Here is a 17,912-nt window from a genome sequence, read left to right as displayed (position 1 = left end):
GGATGGCGAGCGAGTACGAATACGGCGACAAGTACGAGAGTTCCCGCCCCAAGTCGTCGGCGGTGCGCGGGAGTTCCGAGGCCGAGGAGCGGCGGCGGGCGCGCCGCAGCCGCCGCTACCGCTGGGACGTGAAGTGGAGCCCGTACGCGTATGTGGCGCCGTTCTTCGTCTTCTTCGCGGCCTTCGGGCTCTTCCCGCTGCTCTACACGGGCTGGGCCTCGCTGCACCGCGTGGAGCTGACCGCGCCGAACGACATGGAGTGGGTGGGGCTCCGGAACTTCTCGCGGCTGCTGAGCGACGACTTCTTCTGGAACGCCCTGCAGAACACCGTGACCATCGGGCTGCTCTCGACCGTGCCGCAGCTGATGATGGCGCTCGGGATCGCGCACCTGCTCAACTACAGGCTGCGCGGCTCGATGTTCTTCCGGATCGCGGCCCTGACCCCGTACGCCACGTCGGTGGCGGCCGCGACCCTCGTCTTCGTGCTCCTCTTCGGGCACGACTACGGAATGATCAACTGGGGCCTCGGGCTCATCGGCATCGACGCCGTGGACTGGCAGAACGGGCCGCTGGCTTCGCAGATCGCGGTGTCGACCATCGTGATCTGGCGGTGGACGGGGTACAACGCGCTGATCTACCTCGCCGCGATGCAGTCCATCCCGAACGACCTGTACGAGTCGGCGGCGCTGGACGGGGCCTCGCGCTGGCGGCAGTTCCTGCATGTGACGCTGCCGTCGCTGCGGCCGACGATCCTCTTCACGTGTGTGGTGTCGACGATCGGCGCGATGCAGCTCTTCGGTGAGCCGCTGCTCTTCAACGGCAGCGCGGTGCCGAACGGAGGCTCCGACCACCAGTTCCAGACGCTCGGCCTGTACCTGTACGAGCAGGGCTGGTTCAACCTGCACCTGGGCCGGGCCTCCGCGATCGCCTGGGCGATGTTCCTGATCCTGCTGGTGATCGGCCTGGTGAACTGGCTGATCGCCCGGTACATCCGCAAGAGCGAGGGGGAGCTGTGAGCCAGTCAGCGGGCACGTCGGTGAGTACGTCGGACAAGCCGGTGCGCAGGCCGAAGAGCCGCGCCGGGCGCACCCTGCACGGCGGGAAGCTCACCTACGCCGTGCTCGTCGTCTTCACGGTCCTCTCGCTCTTCCCGCTGGTGTGGACGGCGATCGCCGCGTCCCGCAACAACACGCGGCTCGCGCAGTCCCCGCCGCCCCTGTGGTTCGGCGGCAACCTCTTCAAGAACCTCGAGATCGCCTGGACCGACGCCAACATGGGCACGGCGCTCCTGAACACGATGGTGGTGGCGAGCCTCGTCACGATCGGCACCGTGCTCTTCTCCACGCTCGCCGGGTTCGCCTTCGCCAAGCTGCGCTTCCGGTTCAAGAACGCGCTGCTCCTGATGGTGATCGGCACGATGATGGTGCCGCCCCAACTGGGCGTCGTACCGCTGTACATGCTGATCGCCAAGCTCTCCTGGACCGACCAGCTGCAGTCGGTGATCCTGCCGGGCCTGGTCTGTGCCTTCGGGGTGTTCTTCATGCGGCAGTACCTGATCCAGGCGCTGCCCACGGAGCTCATCGAGGCGGCCCGGGTGGACGGCGCGAGCAGCATCCGCGTCGTCTGGCACATCGTGTTCCCGGCGGCGCGGCCCGCGATGGCGGTGCTCGGCATGCTCACCTTCGTGCAGTCCTGGAACGACTTCTTCTGGCCGATCATCGCGCTGACCCAGAGCGGCAGCCCCACCGTGCAGGTCGCCCTGACCGGGCTCGGCCGGGGCTATATCCCCGACCAGTCCGTGATCATGGCGGGTGCGCTGCTCGGGACGCTGCCGCTGCTGCTCGTGTTCATCGTGTTCGGCAAGCAGATCGTGGGCGGGATCATGCAGGGCGCGATCAAGGGCTGAGCCCTCCCCCTCCCCTGCCCGAGGAAACATCAACTCCCCCTTCCCGTACGACACTTGGGAGCGCTCCTATGACCGAGACGAACCTGCGCTTTCCCCCCGGCTTCCTGTGGGGCTCCGCCACCGCCGCGTACCAGATCGAGGGCGCGGCCCGGGAGGACGGCCGCACCCCGTCCATCTGGGACACCTTCAGCCATACGCCGGGCAAGGTGCTCGGCGGCGACACCGGCGACGTCGCCGTGGACCACTACCACCGGTGGCGGGACGACGTGCGCCTGATGGCGGACCTGGGCCTGTCCGCGTACCGCTTCTCGGTGTCCTGGACCCGGGTGCAGCCCACCGGGCGCGGCCCCGCCGTCCAGCGCGGCCTGGACTTCTACCGGGCCCTCGTCGACGCGCTCCTGGAGCACGGCATCCAGCCGATGGTCACCCTCTACCACTGGGACCTGCCCCAGGAGCTGGAGACGGGCGGCGGCTGGCCGGAGCGGGAGACCGCGCTGCGCTTCGCCGAGTACGCGGGGCTCGTCGGGGCCGCGCTCGGCGACCGGGTGGAGCTGTGGACGACCCTCAACGAGCCCTGGTGCAGCGCCTTTCTGGGGTACGGGGCGGGGGTGCACGCGCCGGGGCGGACCGACCCGGTGGCCGCCCTGCGCGCCGCCCACCACCTCAACCTGGCGCACGGGCTCGGCGCGGCGGCGCTGCGCGAGCACCTGCCCGCCCGCGCCCGCATCGGCGTCAGCCTCAACCCGAGCGCGGTCCGCCCGCTCACCGCATCCCCCGCCGACCACGACGCCCGCCGCCGCATCGACGCGCTCGCCAACCGGATCTTCACCGGGCCGATGCTGCACGGCGCCTACGACGACGACCTGTTCGCCGACACGGCCCCGCTCACCGACTGGTCCTTCAACCGCGACGGCGACGCGGCGGCCGCCCACCACCCGCTCGGCTTCCTCGGCGTCAACTACTACGCGCCCGCCGTGGTGTCCGCGGGCCCGGGCACCCCGACCGGGGAGCCGTCGCCCTGGCCGGGCGCCGACGGGCACGTCACCTTCCACCAGGCGCCCGGCGAACTCACCGCGATGGACTGGCCGGTGGACCCTACGGGCCTGACCGACCTGCTGCTCGGCTATGCCGCCGAGGCGCCGGGGCTGCCGCTGTACGTGACGGAGAACGGGGCGGCGTACGACGACAAGCCGGGCGAGGACGGCCGGGTGCACGACCCCGACCGCATCCGCTACGTCCACTCCCACCTCTCGGCGCTGCACCGGGCGATCGAGGCGGGCGCCGACGTACGCGGGTACTTCCTGTGGTCCCTCCTCGACAACTTCGAGTGGGCCTACGGCTACAGCAAGCGCTTCGGGGCGGTGTACGTGGACTACGAGACGCAGGCGCGGACGCCCAAGTCGAGTGCCCGCTGGTACGCGGGGGTCGCGGCGGGCGGGGAGCTGCCCCTGGAGGTGGCGCTGGAGCCGGGCGGGTTCTGAGACCGGGGTGAGTCAGGAGGCTCCTGTGGCGGTTTGCCCAGGAGCTTCTTACTTTTCCTCTATGTCACATAACGTCGATCTCCGATCACGCTGAGCCGCGATGGGTGTCATCAAGGACCACCCCGAGTTCGCGCTGTTCATCTGCCTCGCCGGGGGCTATCTCCTCGGCAAGCTGCGCGTCGGCCCGCTCACCCTGGGCGGCATCTGCGGGACGCTGATCGTCGCGCTGCTCCTCGGCGCCTGGACCAAGGTCCAGATCGACGGGGACGTGAAGACGATCTTCTTCGCGCTCTTCATCTTCGCCCTCGGCTATATGGCCGGACCGCAGTTCTTCGCCAACCTCAACCGCAAGAGCCTGCGCTTCTTCGCGCTGTGCGGGATCGAGCTGGTCTGTGTGCTCGGCATCGCGTACGGCCTGGCGAAGGCGTTCGACCTGGACGTCGGCACGGCCTCGGGCATCCTCGCGGGGGCCGCGACCGAGTCGGCCGTGGTCGGTACGGCCACCGAGTCCATCGGGGAGCTCAGCGGGCTCAGCGCCCAGCAGATCTCCGAGTACCAGGGGCACGTCGCCACCGCGTACACCGTCTGCTACCTCTTCGGCCTGATCACGATCGTGCTCTACACCAGCCAGATCATGCCGATGATGATGCGCATCAACCTCGCGGACGCCTCCCGTCGGCTGTGGGAGCAGATGCGTGGCGGCAGCGAGGGCCTGGAGCACGACGAGCGCCCTGCGATGCCCGGCCTCGTCGGCCGGACCTACCTGGTGACCAGCGCCGACGGCCGCACCGTCGGTGACCTGGAGACGGCCATGGACGGCCGCATCACCGTCGAGCAGATCAAACGCGGCAGCAAGGCCCTCACCCCCTCCCCCGATCTCGCGCTGACCCTCTCCGACCTGGTGCTCGTCGTCGGACGGCGGGCCAACGTCATCGAGGCGGGCCGCGAGATCGGCGTCGAGACCCCCGGAGTGCCGGGCCTGGACTCGCCGCTGGCCTCCACCCAGGTCGCCGTCACCGAGAAGAGCGCCGCCGGGCAGAGCCTCAACCAGCTGCTCCGCACCTACCCGGAGTTCATCAAGGACGGCGTGTACGTCACCGAGGTGCTCCGGAACGACCAGCGGCTGCCCGCCACCGCCGACACCGTGGTCCACCGGGGCGACGTGCTGACGCTGACCGGCGCCCGCTCGGGCCTGGCCAAGATCGTCACGAAGATCGGCGCCGTCGTGAAGAACGACGCCACCGACTTCATCTACCTGGGCCTCGGCATCGCCGCCGGTTCGCTGCTCGGGCAGATCGTGGTGAACTTCGGCGACGTCCCGATGTCGCTCGGCACCGGCGGCGGCTGTCTGATCTCGGGGCTGCTCTTCGGCTGGTTCCGCTCCCGCAGACAGACCTTCGGGGCCTTCCCGCCACAGGCCGCCACCACGATCAAGGACATGGGCCTCGCGGTCTTCATCGCCTGTACGGGCCTGCTCTCCGGGCCGCAGGCGTGGCCGCTGCTCAAGCAGTACGGGGCGCTGCTCCCGGTCGCGGGGATCCTCATGGTCCTGGTGCCCGCGACGCTCTCGCTCATCGTCGGGCGCAAGCTCCTGAAGATCGAGCCGCCGCTCCTGGTCGGGGCCATCGCGGGCCAGCAGTGCTCGACCCCCGCGATCACCTCGGTCACCCAGGTGGCCCAGAGCTCCGTGCCGATGCTCGGCTACACGATCACGTACACGCTCTCGAACTTCCTGTTGCCCCTGACCGGCCCGCTCCTCGTGGGCGTCCTCGGCTCCTAGGCGCGGAGAATCATGATCGATTTCCTCAACCGGAACATCTTCCAGCCGCACCCGGAGCTGCTGGTCTTCATCACGGTCGCCTTCGGCTTCCTCGTCGGGAAGATCCGCTACAAGGCCATCGCGCTCGGCGCGGTCACCGGCTGTCTGATCGCCGGGCTGCTGCTCGGCGCCCAGTTCAAGGTGACGATCGACGGAACGGTGAAGAACCTCTTCTTCACGATGTTCCTGTTCGCCCTCGGCTACAAGGTCGGCCCGCAGTTCTTCCGCGGCCTGAAGAAGGACGGCCTGCCGCAGGTGCTCAACGCCGTCGTGGTGTGCGTGACGGGCCTGCTGGTCTGCTGGGGCTTCGCGGCGATGCTCGGCTACGGCCCCGGCCTGTCCGCCGGTCTGCTCGGCGGCGCCCTCACCCAGTCCGCGGTGATCGGTGTCGCGCAGGACGCCATCGGCAATCTGCCCGGCCTGTCGTCCGGGGACGTGAAGACGCAGGAGAACCTCGTCGCCATCGGGTACGCGGTCTGCTACCCGCTCGGCACCATCCTGTGCGCGATGCTCCTCGCCAACATCCTGCCCAAGCTCTACCGCAGGGACCTGGCCGCCGAATCCGCCCAGCTGGCCAAGGAGTTGGACGCCCCGGCCGACAACCCCGACCTCGGCGAGGGCTATTACGAGGTGGTCCTGCGGGCCTACACGGTGGAGCGGCCCGACATCGAGGGCCGCACCATCGACGACTTCGAGAAGCAGCAGAAGGAGCTCGGCCGCCGCGTCTACATCACGGGCGTACGACGGGACGGCACCGTCCTGCCCCCCGACCAGCGGACCGTGCTGCGCGAGGGCGACACCGTGGCCCTGAGCGCACTCCGCGGCGACCTCGTCACCTACGACGCCCGCACCCACATCGGCAGCGAGGCCGACGACATCGAACTGCTCGGCTACCAGACCGAGTCACTGCACGTCGTCGCCTCGGAGAAGGCCCAACTCGGCAAGACCATCGCCGAGTTGCGGGCCGAGCCCTTCATGACCGGCGTCTACGTCGACAAGCTCTACCGCGCGGGCGCCGACTTCCCCTACCGCCTCGCCACCAAGCTCGAGCACGGCGACACCCTGATCCTGACCGGCCCCAAGCGCCTCGTGGACCCGGCGGGCCGGGAGATCGGCAAGCCGGTGCCGACGTCGTTCGCCACCGACATGATCTGGGTGGGCCTCGGCATCTTCCTCGGCGGCTGCATCGGCATCCCCGCCCTGACCGCGGGCGGCGTGCCGATCTCGCTCTCCACCTCCGGCGGCGCGCTCATCATGGGTTTGGTCTTCGGCTGGATCCGCGGCAAGTACCCCACGTACGGCAATGTGCCGCCCGGCGCCCAGTGGTTCATGGACACACTCGGCCTCTGCCTCTTCGTGGCCGTCGTCGGCATCAACGCGGGCCCGAGCTTCACCTCCGGCCTGTCGACGGCCGGCTGGGGCCTGCTCGTCTTCGGCGCGGTGGCGACGGTCATCCCCCTCGTCGTGGGCTTCCTCTTCGGCCACTACGTCCAGAAGATCCGCTTCCCGATCCTGATGGGCGTCCTCGCGGGCGGCCAGACCACGACGGCCGCGATCGGCGCGATCAACGAACAGTCCAAGTCCCAGGTCCCGACGCTCGGTTACACCATCCCGTACGCGGTGGCCAACGTCCTGCTCACCATCTGGGGCGCCGTCATCGTCCTGCTCCACCACTGACCACGCCCCACCCGAGGAGCCTCCGTGCCCAAGAGCACCATCCCCCGCGAGAAGATCAAGGAATACGCGCAGCTCTCCCCGTTCGAGCTGAAGAACATCTTCATCGACATCGCCAAGAAGGCGCAGGCCGACCAGCCGGGCCAGAAGGGCAAGTCGTCGGTCCAGATGCTCAACGCGGGCCGCGGCAACCCCAACTGGCTGGCGTCCGGCCCCCGCGAAGCCTTCTACGCGCTCGGCTACTTCGCCCTCTCCGAGTCGCGCCGCGTGTGGACCGCCGACAACCTCGGGGGCATGCCCGACATCCCGGGCTCCGGCGAGCGGTTCGACACGTTCGTGCGCCGGCACCCGGACCTGCCGGGCATCGAACTCCTCCAGAAGTGCGTGGAGTTCGCGGTCAAGCGCTTCGGCTTCGAGAAGGACGCCTTCGTCCACGAGCTCACCGACAGCTCCGTCGGCGACAACTACCCCGTCCCCGACCGCATCCTGACCCACACCGAGCAGATCGTGCGCGGCTACATCGAAGACGAGATGTTCGACAAGCGGCCGCCCGCGGGGAACGTCTCGTACTTCGCGACCGAGGGCGGCACCGCCGCCATGTGCTACATCTTCGACTCCCTCATGAAGAACGGGATCCTGAAGAAGGGCGACAGGATCGCCCTGATGGTCCCCGTCTTCACCCCGTACATCGAGATCCCCGAACTCGACACGTACGAGTTCGACGTCACGTACATCGAGGCCAACAAGTTCGTCGAGACGGGCGTGCGCGAGTGGCGCTACCCGGAGGAAGAGGTCGCCAAGCTGGCGGACCCGGAGATCAAGCTGGTCTGCCTGGTCAACCCCTCCAACCCGCCCTCCCTGGCGCTCAGTCAGCGCGTCGCGGACCAGATCAAGGACATCGTCGCGACCAAGAACCCGAACCTGCTGCTCGTCACCGACGACGTCTACGGCACGTTCGTGGAGGGGTTCCGGTCCATCGCTGCCGACCTGCCCCGCAACACCCTGCTCGTGTACTCGTACTCGAAGCACTACGGCTGCACGGGCTGGCGGCTCGGCGTGATCGGCCTCAACGACGACAACGTCATCGACGACATGCTGAAGGCGCTCCCCCAGGCCGACAAGGACCGCCTCGACAAGCGGTACGGGACGCTGTCCCTCGAGCCCGGGAAGATCCGGTTCATCGACCGGCTGGTCGCCGACTCCCGCCAGGTGGCCCTCAATCACACCGCGGGCCTCTCCTTGCCCCAGCAGGTCATGATGTGCCTGTTCTCGCTCTTCGACATGCTGGAGGAGGGACAGGAGTACAAGAGCAGGATCCGCGCCACCGTCCAGCAGCGCCTCGAACTCCTCCTCGAAGGCGCCCAGATGAAGATCAGCGACGACCCGAAGCGGGCCGGGTACTACATCGAACTCGACCTGATCGCCCAGGCGGAGCTCGAACACGGCAAGGACTTCGCGGACTTCCTGGAGAAGAACTACGAGCCCATCGACCCGCTGTTCCGCCTGGCCGAGCAGACCGGCGTGGTGCTCCTCAACGGTGGCGGCTTCGAAGGACCGGAGTGGTCGGTGCGGGTGTCACTGGCCAACCTCGACGACCTGGACTACCTGAAGATCGGGCATCATCTGCGGGCGATCTTCGATGACTATGCGCGGGAGTGGGAGGGGTCGAGGGCCTGAACAGGGCGGTGCCCCGGCCGGGTTGGGGTTCCGGCCGGGGCACCGTGTGGGGGGGATGCAGCTGGCTTGGTGTGACGCCTGCTTGTACGCGTCCACTTGTACGCGTCTGCTTGTACGCGTCTGCTCGTACGCGTCTGCTTGTACGTGCCTACTTGTACGCGTCTGCTTGTACGTGCCTACTTGTACGCGCCGAACGCCTTCGTGAAGTCGAGCGGGGACTGCTCGATGGAAGAGCACGTCGGCTGCGCGGAGTTGGACGGGCCGCCCTCGCACGCCTTGTCGCGGGTCGAGGACCACATCGACAGCCAGCCGAGGCCCTTGTCCGCGGCGAACTTCACGAGCTCGTCGGCGTCGTCCTTCTTGAACACCTCGACGTTGACGTCGTTGACGCCGATCATCGGGGTGACCGCGACGGCGTTCCACGCGGCGGTGTCCGAGAGGCCGAGCACGCCCTTGATCTGCGCCTGCGTGGCGGTCGCCGCCTGGGTGGCGTACTTGCCCATGTCACCGCTGTAGGACGGCCCGTAGTCCATCGCCATGATGTTCACGGCGGAGACCTTCACCCCGTTCTTCTTGGCGTTGGCGACGAGGTCCACGCCGGGCTGGGTGAGCCCCTCCGGCATCACCGGCAGCGTGAAGGAGACGTCGAGCCCGGGGTGCGCCTTCTGGAGCTGGGCGATGGCCTGGGCGCGCCGGGTGTTGGCGGCCGTCTCGGGGAGCGCCGCGCCCTCGATGTCGAAGTCGACCTTGGTGAGCTTGTACGTGTCGATGACCTTGCCGTACGCCTTGGCGAGCGAGTCGGCACTGTCGCACTTGAGCCCGAGCTCGGAGCCGGCGGCCCCGCCGAAGGACACGCGGACGTCGCCGCCCTTGGCCCGCAGGGCCCCGATCTGCGAGGCGACCTTGTCGTCGTCGAGCCCGGTGACCCCGCCCCACAGCGGCTCGCAGCTGCCGCCGGAGGTGATGAAGGCGAGGTTGAACTCCTTCACGCCGGTCTTGGTGGCGGTGTCGACGAGGTCGTAGGCGGGGGCGAGGGAGGTGTCGACGAAGGGGGCGAACTTGGCTCCGCCCTTGCCGCCTTGGGGCTTGGTGGGCGTGGGCGTGGGGGTGGGCTTGGTGGTCGCGGTGGGCTTGGGCTTGGCCGTGGTGGTCGGCTTGGCCGTGGGCTTGCCGGTGGCCGTGGCCGTGGGCTTGGGGGTGTCGGTGGGGCGGCCGCTCGGTGCGGGGGTGGCGCCGTCGTCCACGGCGCACTTGGCGTCGTTGATCAGGCACTTGGCGGGGTCGGCGGTGCCCGAGACGACGAAGCCGACGGTGACGGACTTGCCGGGGGCGAGCTCCTTGTCGTAGTTGGCGGGCGTCACGGTGACGTGCTGGCCCTTGACGGTGTGCTCGGCGTTCCAGAGCGAGCTGAGCTTGGTGCCGGCCGGCAGGTCGAACTCCAGCTTCCAGTCGGACTGGGCCTTGTCGGTGGCGTTCTTCACGACGTACTGGGCGGTGTAGCCGCCGGCCCACTGGCTGGTCTTGGTGTACGCGGCGCCGACCGCGGCCGCCTGTGCGGTCCCGGAGAGGAAGAAGGCGCCGCCGCCCACGACGGCAGCGGCGACGATCCCGCCTATCGCCTTGGTCTTGCCGCTGACTCTGCGCCGATGGGTGCTGCTCATCGCGTGCCTGCCTTAGCTCTACGGGGAGGGGGTGGGGGTGGAGAGGAGGGGGTGGAGAGGAGGGGGTGGGGGTGGAGAGGAGGGGGTGCGGGCAGCACGCTAGCGACACCGAACGCGACAATTCGGGCGAGAGGGGCGGTTGTTGAGGTTCTTAGGCCGGGCTTAAGGAAGGGATGGGGGCGCATTAAAGGTCGAGACCAAACGGCCAACTGGCCCTGCCTGGGGGCGCCTGTCTCGTCTCGGGTGACGGGGACGGGGGCGGGTATGTCCGTCCTCGGGCCGCAGCACCGTGATGGTCAGAGCCAACCGGCGAATGACCTGGAGTACTGCGGGCGGACATACCCGCCCCCGTCCCCTCAGGCCGAATCGCGCCTGCAGACCGGATCCACACCCCCCGCAAACCGAAACCACACCGCAGCCACACCGCAGCCGCACCGTTGGCGGACCGAAGCCACATCGCCTGCGGGCCGAGGGAGCCGATGCCCCACAGCCCAGCCGTCCACCGCCTACGGGAGGGAAGGCGCCTATGCCCGCCAGCATCCGCCGCCCGCGGGAGCAAGGACGCCGACACCCGCCAGCATCCGCCGCCTGCGGGAGCGAGAGCGCCTATGCCCGCAAGCATCCGCCGCCTGCGGGAGCGAGGACGTCTATGCCCGCAAGCATCCGCCGCCTACGGGAGCGAGGACGCCGACACCCGCAAGCATCCGCCGCCCACGAGAGCGAGAGCGCCTATGCCCGCAAGTGTTCGCCGCCTGCGGGCAGTCGTGCCGCAGGGCGGCACGGGTGGGCGCAGGCACCCCGGCGCCGGGCGACTGTTCCGCACCTGGCCCGCCACGACGCAGCTCGGAGCAACCACGAATGAGCTCCGCCCCGAGGTACGTACGTACCGCTCAGCTCGCGCTGGAAGCCCTCTTGCGGCGGCGCACCGCAGCGCCCCGGTGGCCCCGCCGGACCGGGCGGCGCCCATCCAGTTGGATCCAGATGCGGACCTCGGTGCCGCCCAGCACGGAGCGCCCGATCCGGACATCCCCTCCCGTCGACTCCGCCAGCCGCCGCACGATGTCCAGGCCGAGCCCCGTGGACCCGTCCTCCCCCGACCCCGCGCCCCGCGCCAACGCCGTCTCCGGATCCACGATCCCCTCCCCCGCGTCGGAGACGAGAACGATCACCGCGTCGTCCCCGTTGTGCACGTCCACCGCGAAGGCCGTGCCCTCCCGCGTGTGCCGGAAGACGTTGCCGAGCAGCGCGTCGAGCGCGGCCACCAGGTCGGGGCGCGCCACCGGGATGCGTACGGGGCGCTCCACCCCGGCCACCCGCACCTCACGCCCCTCGTCCTCCGCGAGCGCCGACCAGAAGGCCATCCGGTCCCGGATCACCTCGGCGGCGTCGCACCCGGACCCGGGTCCCGCCGAGGCCGTCTGGGGCTTGGCCTCGCGCGCGGTGCGGATGATCGTGTCGACCTCCCGCTCCAGGGTCTCCACGGCCGTACGGGTCTGCTCGGCGGCGGGCCCGTCACCGAGGGACGCGGCGTTCAGGCGCAGGACCGTGAGCGGCGTGCGCAGGCGGTGGGACAGGTCCGCCGCCAACTCCCGCTCATTGGCGAGGAGTTGCACCACCTGGTCCGCCATCGAGTTGAAGGCGACCCCGGCCTGCCGGAGCTCCGTGGGGCCCTCCTCGCGCACCCGCGCGCCCAGCTTCCCCTCCCCCAGGTCACGCGCCGCACCCGCAAGCCGCTTGGCCGGCTGGACCATCCGTACGCCCAAGCGGTCCGCCACCGCCACGGAGCCGATGATCAGCGCGACGCCCACACCCGCGAGCACCACCCACGCCGTGGTGACGCCGTTGCTGACCTCGCTCTCGGGGACGTAGATCTCCACGACGGCGACCCCGGAGCTGAGCGCGGTGGGGGCCAGGAGGGCGAAGCCGCCGGGCACCTTCACCGTGCGGGCGCGGCCCTCCTTGCGGGTCTCCTCGACGTCGGCGGGCGTTGCGCGGCGGTCGCCGATCTTGAGGGCCGGGGCGTCGCCTATCGCCGGGACGTACACCGCCATCCGCCCGTCGCCGCCCGCCTCGGAGGTGGCGACGGCGCGGTTCAGCTGGTCGCGGTCGGTGGTGATGGAGAGTGTCGGGCCCATGCCTGCCGCGTGCCGCTCCGCCGCCGAGAACGCGCGGTCCCGCGCCATCTCCTTGATGACCAGGCCGAGCGGCACCGCGAAGGCCACCACGACCATCGTCGTGACGGCCAGACAGACCTTGACCAGGGCCCATCTCACTGCGGTGGCTCCAGCTTCACGCCGACGCCCCGCAGCGTGTGCAGATAGCGCGGGCTCGCGGCCGTCTCGCCCAACTTCCGCCGCAGCCACGACAGATGGACGTCGATGGTCTGGTCGTCCCCGTAGCTCTGCTGCCAGACCTCGGCGAGCAGCTCCTTGCGGGGCACGACGACGCCGGGCCGCCCGGCGAGGAAGGCGAGGAGGTCGAACTCGCGCCGTGTCAGGTCCAGGCGCACCCCGTCCAGCTCGGCCTGGCGGCGCAGCGGGTCGATGGCCAGGCCGCCGACGCGTATCTCGCGGCTGGGCGGGGCCTCGCCGCCGCCCCCGCCGCGCGAGCGGCGCAGCACGGCCGCCATCCGGGCCGAGAGGTGCTCGACCGAGAACGGCTTCGTCAGGTAGTCGTCGGCGCCGTCGTTCAGGAGCCGGACGATCTCCGCCTCGTCGTCGCGGGCCGTGGCGATGATCACGGGTACGTCGGTGATGCCGCGCAGCATCTTCAGGGCCTCGGCCCCGTCGAGGTCGGGCAGACCGAGGTCCAGGATCACCACGTCGAACCGGAAATGAGCGACCTCGCGCAGCGCCTCCAGGGCCGTCCCGACGCTCCGCACGGTGTGCGAGGCGTCCGTCAGATGCCGGATGAGGGCGGAGCGCACGAACTGGTCATCCTCGACGACGAGCACACTTGCCATGGGCGGCACCGTACGCCATACGAGGGAACGCGGTCCTCCGCGGTCACACCCTGGTCGCACACGACAGCGAAGGCGTCCGTGGTGCAGTATGGCCCGCGATGCGCAGAGGACTCATACACGCAATGGCCTGGTCGCTCGCCACCGGCGCGGCGGTCACGCTGTCCTGGTGGGGTGTCCACACGGTGATGGCGGGCACCGCCTACGACCCGCCGCGCGCCCTTCCGCTGCAGAGCGGGGCGGGCGCCGAGCCGCTCGTCTCCGCGACCCAGCGCCCCGAGAACCCGCCGTCCTCCGGCAAGCCGTCGAAGAGCCACAAGCCGTCCGGCAAGCCCTCGAAGCCGACCCCCTCGAAGTCGTCGAAACCGGGCACGAAGAACCCCGAGCCGCCGCCCTCGTCCTCGTCCTCGTCCTCGGCGTCCTCGTCGGCGTCCGCGGGGAATGTGAAGAGCTACAACACCGACGGCGGCCGGGTCGTCTTCGACATCGGCGAGGACTCCGCGACGCTGGTCTCCGCGACCCCGGCGTCGGGCTGGTCGGTGCAGGTGTGGAAGCAGGAGTCGTGGATCCGCGTGGAGTTCACCGGCGGCGCCGCGAAGGTCTCGGTCTTCTGCACCTGGCACGACCACAAGCCGATGGTCGAGATCGACAAGTACTGACCCTCGTACGGCTTCGGCTTTTTGTACGTCTTCTTGTGCGCCCTCTTGTGCGTCTTCATCTGAAGACCGAGGGCGGTGGTGCCGGTGAAGCCACCGCGGCCGCGTCCGTCACGGCCGCCGCTCCCCCGGTGAAGTCCGCCAGCGCCCGGCCGTGTTCGACCCTTCCGGGGTGCGGGTCGCCCGCGCTGCGCCGGGTCAGCTCCGGGACCGGCAGCGGGGTGTCGGAGCCGAGGAGCACCGCGTTCCCGAACCGCTTGCCGCGCAGCACCGTCGGGTCGGCGACGAGGGCGAGCTCGGGGAAGACGGCGGCGGCCGTGGCGACCTGCCCGCGCAGATAGGCGAGCGGCGGACCGTCGGCGAGGTTGGCCGCGTAGTACCCGCCGGGCTTGAGGACTCTGCGGACGGCGGTCAGGAATTCCGTCGTGGTGAGGTGGGCGGGGGTGCGGGCGCCGCTGAAGACGTCCGCGATGACGAGGTCCGCCCAGCCGTCCGCGACCTTCTCGAGCGCCTCGCGGGCATCGGCGCCCCGCACCCGTATCCGGGCCTGGGGGTCCAACGGCAGCTCGCGGCGGACCAGTTGGACCAGGGCGGAGTCGCGCTCGACGACCTGCTGGGTGGAGCGGGGGCGGGTCGCGGCGATGTAGCGCGCCATCGTGAGGGCGCCGCCGCCCAGGTGCAGGGCGTGGACGGGCTTGCCCGGCGGGGCGACGAGGTCGGCGATGTGGCCGAGCCTGCGCTGGTACTCGAAGTCGAGGTGGGCGGGGTCGTCGAGGTCGACGTGCGACTGCGGGGCACCGTCCACGAGCAGCGTCCAGGCGCGCGGCCGGTCCCGGTCGGGCATCAGCTCCGCGAGCCCGCCGTCGACCTTCTCCACGACGGCTTCCCGCGCGCTGTCCCTGGACCGTGCCTTCCTCGCCATCGGGCCATTATCCGCGGCCGCGGGGGCGCGCACCCGTTGATCTCCCGGGGGCCTGCCCGGGGCCGGGGTCAGCGGCAGTTGTCGGCGGCCTCGATGGTCCGTGCCGCCTGGCCGAGCGCGGCGCGCAGGACCACCGGGTCCGTGACCGGGTCGGCCTCGCGGGGCGGCACCAGCCAGCCGGTCCCGGCGACGGGCGGCGCGGGGTCGAGCTCGGGGCGGGTCTCCGGGGCGAGGGACACACCGCGCCCGTACGTCTGCGTGCACGCGCTGCCCGGCAGGTCCCAGCCGTCCGCGGTGCCGGGCGGCACCAGGAAGCCGAGGGTGTCGCAGCCGCCGTCGTGCAGCACGGGCCCCACGCCGTCCCCGGCCCCGCGGCGCAGGATGTCGACCGCCTCCAGGCCCTGCCGGGCCGGGACGGTCACCAGGTCGCAGGGGGCCGCGCCGGACGGGGGCGCGCTGTGCTCGGGCGTCGGCCGGTGCCGGGCCGTGGTCTGTGAGGGCTGGGGGGACTGGGGCTGGGGCTGGGGGGACTGTGGGCTCTGTGGGGGCTGTGGGATGCCGCCGAGGCGGCTGCTGTCGCCGATGCTCTCCATGCCGACCTCCAACAAGGGAACCCCTCCTCGTCAGTGCGGAAGCCGCATGGTCGCGGCGCTCCCTCTCCGCATGGTTCAACGCGCGACGTCGTCAACGGCTACGGCGCCACGCCGCCGCAAAGGATGGCACTTCATGGCAGATCGCGGGTGAGATATCCGGTTTGTAGCCAAACTCCGCGTGCCGGAGCGGTCACAGCCGGTACCTTCGTGCTCCGCCGGAACAGGGGCAGCGATGCGGGGTCCCGACCGATCCCGCACCACTCGTCCGGCACGCTCCGCACGAGAGGGCAAACGGCCATGGCGTCGTCATCGATGGCATCGTCAGCGCAAGCACCGCAGTCCCCCGCTCCGGGGGACCCGCGGCCCAACCTCGTCTTCCGCAGGCTGCGCGGGCAGCTCTCGCCGGGCGAGTTCGCCGCCGCGGTGCGCCGGGCCGCCCGCGAGATCGGGGAGCGGGTCAGCTGCGACGCCCGCTACATCGGACGCGTCGAGGCGGGCCAGATCCGCTGCCCCAACTACGCGTACGAGCGGGTGTTTCTGCACATGTTCCCCGACCGCACGCTGACGGACCTGGGATTCGCGCCCCGCGAGACGGTGCGCGGGCGGGGGGCGCAGACCGTGGGTGCGGCGCCCCCGCCGCACCCCGAACTCTCCACCGCCACCCAGCCGTTCGAGATCCAGCACAGCGAGATCCAGAGTTACGAGGAGAGCGACGTGCAACGTCGCGCGTTCATGACCGGCTCCACGGCCACCGTGGCGGCCGCCTCTTTGGTGCCCTTCGGCCTCAACGTCGGGGAGCCCGCCGAGGCCCTCGACCGACGGGCCCATGACATCCGCCGGGTGGGCGAGGCGGAGGTGAGCGCGGTCGAAGAGGCCGTGCGCAGGATCCGGCTGCTCGACGACCGGCACGGCGCCGACGGGCTCTACCGGCGGGCCGCCGCCCCGCTGCGCACCGCCTTCGACCTGCTCGACGCGGGCACCACCCGCCAGTGCACGGCCGACCGGCTGCACGCGGGCGCCGGTGAACTGGCCATCTCCGTCGGCTGGTTGGCGCACGACTCGGGCCGCTTCGACGACGCCCGCTCGCACTACGCGGAGGCGCTCGCCACCGCGCGGATGGCCGGCGACCCGGGCCTCGAGGCGCACGCCTTCTGCAACACGGCCTTCCTGGCCCGCGACGCCGGGCGCCCCCGCGAGGCGGTGCGGGCCGCGCAGGCCGCCGCGCGCGCCGCCAAGCACCTCTCCTCGCCGCAGCTGCTGTCACTGCTCGCGCTGCGGGAGGCGGGGGGCTGGGCGGGGCTCGGCGACCGGGCGGGCTGTGAGCAGTCCCTGACCCGCGCCCACGCCCTGTTCGACCGGGGCCCCTCGGACGCCGACCCGGAGTGGATGAGCTTCTACGGGGAGGCCGAGCTGGAGGGCCTGGAGGCGCAGTGCTGGTCGGCGCTCGGCGACTGGGCGCGCGCCTCCCGGCACGCCCGCCGCGCGGCCGCCGTGGCCTGTGCGCAGACCCCGCAGTTCACCCGGAACATCGCGCTCTACACCGCCGAGCTCGCCGACGACCTGGCCCGCGCGGGGCGCCCGGACGAGGCGGCGACGGCGGGGCTGCGGGTGATCGCGCTCCTGGACGAGGTGCAGTCCTCGCGGATCCAGTCGATGCTCGCGACGACCGCGCGGGTGCTGCTACCGCACCGGCGCGCCTCGGGGGTCGGCGGGTTCCTGGAGCGGCACGCGGCGCTGCCGAGGGCCGTGTAGGCACGTGCTTCGCCGTGACCGGTTACACGTGCTCCAGGTGGCCCGTCTCGTTCCAGGACTCGATGGCCGGGGCGCCGTAGGCCCAGCCGAGGACGGACAGCGAGGTGGGGCTGAGCCGGATACGGGCGGCGAAGTCGATGTCCTCGCCGAGCCAGCGCGCGCCGATCGCCCGCAGCATGTGCCCGTGCGCGAAGACCAGCACGTCGCGGTCGGCCTCGCGGGCCCAGGCCACCACCTCGTCCGCGCGCGCGGTGAAGTGCTCGATGGTCTCGCCCCTGGGGACGCCGTCGCGCCAGATGAACCAGCCGGGCCTGATCTCCTGGATCTCGGCGGGCGTCATCCCCTCGTACGCGCCGTAGTCCCACTCCATGAGCGTGTCCCACGTGGTGGCGCGGTCCCCGAAGCCCGCCAGCTCGCAGGTCTCCCGCGCGCGGGAGAGGGGGCTGGTGCGGATCTCCACTTCGGAGAGGCCGTCGAAGGGGGCGCGGTGCAGGCGCTCGCCGAGGAGCTTGGCGCCGCGGCGGCCTTCGTCCAGGAGCGGGACGTCCGTCCTGCCGGTGTGCTTCCCGGACAGCGACCAGGCGGTCTGTCCGTGCCGGGCCAGCAGGATGCGCGGTGCCATGAGGGGGGCCTTCCGACTTGGGATGATCTGTGCTGCCTCTCCATCATCACTCACTCGTACGGGAGGCAACCCGCTCGTGGATCTCAGCGTCTTTGTCGACCAGGGGCAGCCCTGCGGGTGCCACGGCACGCCGTAAAGTGTGGCGGCGGCCTTGCCGCAGGAAGTCCAGAGATTTGATTTGGGGGAACCA

Annotated in this window: 14 protein-coding genes; 8 read left to right on the top strand and 6 right to left on the bottom strand. The window is 70.8% G+C overall.

What is annotated here, in order from left to right:
- Nucleotides 1-2 precede the first annotated feature (2 nt).
- From ACFWYM_RS07910 to ACFWYM_RS07885, 6 genes are all read left to right on the top strand, one after another.
- Nucleotides 3-1,016 carry a carbohydrate ABC transporter permease gene (locus ACFWYM_RS07910; RefSeq protein ID WP_384832092.1) on the top strand — a complete coding sequence of 338 codons (1,014 nt, stop codon included), beginning with the start codon at nt 3-5 and terminating at the stop codon, nt 1,014-1,016.
- Nucleotides 1,013-1,906 (top strand): carbohydrate ABC transporter permease, encoded by an 894-nt coding sequence (locus ACFWYM_RS07905; protein ID WP_384831669.1) that lies wholly within the window; start codon nt 1,013-1,015, stop codon nt 1,904-1,906. The genes ACFWYM_RS07910 and ACFWYM_RS07905 overlap by 4 nt, the downstream gene beginning before the upstream one ends.
- 68 nt (nt 1,907-1,974) lie before the next feature.
- A complete protein-coding gene (locus ACFWYM_RS07900; RefSeq protein WP_384831666.1) occupies nt 1,975-3,387 on the top strand; it encodes a GH1 family beta-glucosidase in 1,413 nt (470 codons plus the stop codon).
- A gap of 100 nt (nt 3,388-3,487) precedes the next feature.
- Nucleotides 3,488-5,167, top strand: a complete 1,680-nt coding sequence (gene aspT / locus ACFWYM_RS07895; protein ID WP_384831663.1) for an aspartate-alanine antiporter — start codon at nt 3,488-3,490, stop codon at nt 5,165-5,167.
- A gap of 12 nt (nt 5,168-5,179) precedes the next feature.
- The gene (gene aspT, locus ACFWYM_RS07890; protein WP_384831660.1) at nt 5,180-6,883 is read left to right on the top strand and encodes an aspartate-alanine antiporter; all 1,704 of its coding nucleotides are present in this window, start codon (nt 5,180-5,182) and stop codon (nt 6,881-6,883) included.
- A gap of 24 nt (nt 6,884-6,907) precedes the next feature.
- On the top strand, nt 6,908-8,557 hold the full coding sequence (locus ACFWYM_RS07885) for a bifunctional aspartate transaminase/aspartate 4-decarboxylase (protein ID WP_384831657.1): 1,650 nt from the start codon (nt 6,908-6,910) through the stop codon (nt 8,555-8,557).
- 176 nt (nt 8,558-8,733) lie between these two features.
- On the opposite strand, the gene ACFWYM_RS07880 is transcribed toward ACFWYM_RS07885, so the two are convergent.
- The 3 genes from ACFWYM_RS07880 to ACFWYM_RS07870 form a co-directional block, all read right to left on the bottom strand.
- The gene (locus ACFWYM_RS07880) at nt 8,734-10,218 is read right to left on the bottom strand and encodes a cellulose binding domain-containing protein (RefSeq protein ID WP_384831653.1); all 1,485 of its coding nucleotides are present in this window, start codon (nt 10,216-10,218) and stop codon (nt 8,734-8,736) included.
- An 890-nt stretch (nt 10,219-11,108) separates the two neighbouring features.
- Entirely contained in the window at nt 11,109-12,491 is a 1,383-nt protein-coding gene (locus ACFWYM_RS07875; RefSeq protein WP_384831650.1) for an ATP-binding protein, read from the bottom strand.
- Nucleotides 12,488-13,180 (bottom strand): response regulator transcription factor, encoded by a 693-nt coding sequence (locus ACFWYM_RS07870; RefSeq protein ID WP_384831647.1) that lies wholly within the window; start codon nt 13,178-13,180, stop codon nt 12,488-12,490. Before ACFWYM_RS07870 ends, ACFWYM_RS07875 begins: the two co-directional genes overlap by 4 nt.
- Nucleotides 13,181-13,278: 98 nt before the next feature.
- Here ACFWYM_RS07870 and ACFWYM_RS07865 point away from each other — a divergent pair, with 98 nt between their 5' ends.
- On the top strand, nt 13,279-13,836 hold the full coding sequence (locus tag ACFWYM_RS07865) for a hypothetical protein (RefSeq protein WP_384831644.1): 558 nt from the start codon (nt 13,279-13,281) through the stop codon (nt 13,834-13,836).
- A 55-nt stretch (nt 13,837-13,891) separates the two neighbouring features.
- Here ACFWYM_RS07865 and ACFWYM_RS07860 read toward each other — a convergent pair whose 3' ends face one another.
- Together ACFWYM_RS07860 and ACFWYM_RS07855 are read right to left on the bottom strand one after the other, a co-directional pair.
- On the bottom strand, nt 13,892-14,755 hold the full coding sequence (locus ACFWYM_RS07860; RefSeq protein ID WP_384831641.1) for a spermidine synthase: 864 nt from the start codon (nt 14,753-14,755) through the stop codon (nt 13,892-13,894).
- 68 nt (nt 14,756-14,823) lie between these two features.
- Nucleotides 14,824-15,348, bottom strand: coding sequence for a hypothetical protein (locus tag ACFWYM_RS07855; RefSeq protein ID WP_384831638.1), 525 nt, complete (start codon nt 15,346-15,348; stop codon nt 14,824-14,826).
- A gap of 297 nt (nt 15,349-15,645) precedes the next feature.
- On the opposite strand from ACFWYM_RS07855, the gene ACFWYM_RS07850 reads away from it, so the two are divergent.
- On the top strand, nt 15,646-17,100 hold the full coding sequence (locus tag ACFWYM_RS07850) for a tetratricopeptide repeat protein (RefSeq protein ID WP_384831636.1): 1,455 nt from the start codon (nt 15,646-15,648) through the stop codon (nt 17,098-17,100).
- Between the two features lie 22 nt (nt 17,101-17,122).
- Here the strand turns inward: ACFWYM_RS07850 and ACFWYM_RS07845 are convergent, their stop codons facing one another.
- Nucleotides 17,123-17,722 carry a histidine phosphatase family protein gene (locus ACFWYM_RS07845; protein WP_384831634.1) on the bottom strand — a complete coding sequence of 200 codons (600 nt, stop codon included), beginning with the start codon at nt 17,720-17,722 and terminating at the stop codon, nt 17,123-17,125.
- Nucleotides 17,723-17,912 lie beyond the last annotated feature (190 nt).

This window comes from Streptomyces sp. NPDC059009, assembly GCF_042740175.1.
In the GTDB taxonomy this organism is placed as follows: Bacteria; Actinomycetota; Actinomycetes; order Streptomycetales; family Streptomycetaceae; genus Streptomyces.
This window is presented reverse-complemented; position numbering and strand designations above follow the sequence as displayed.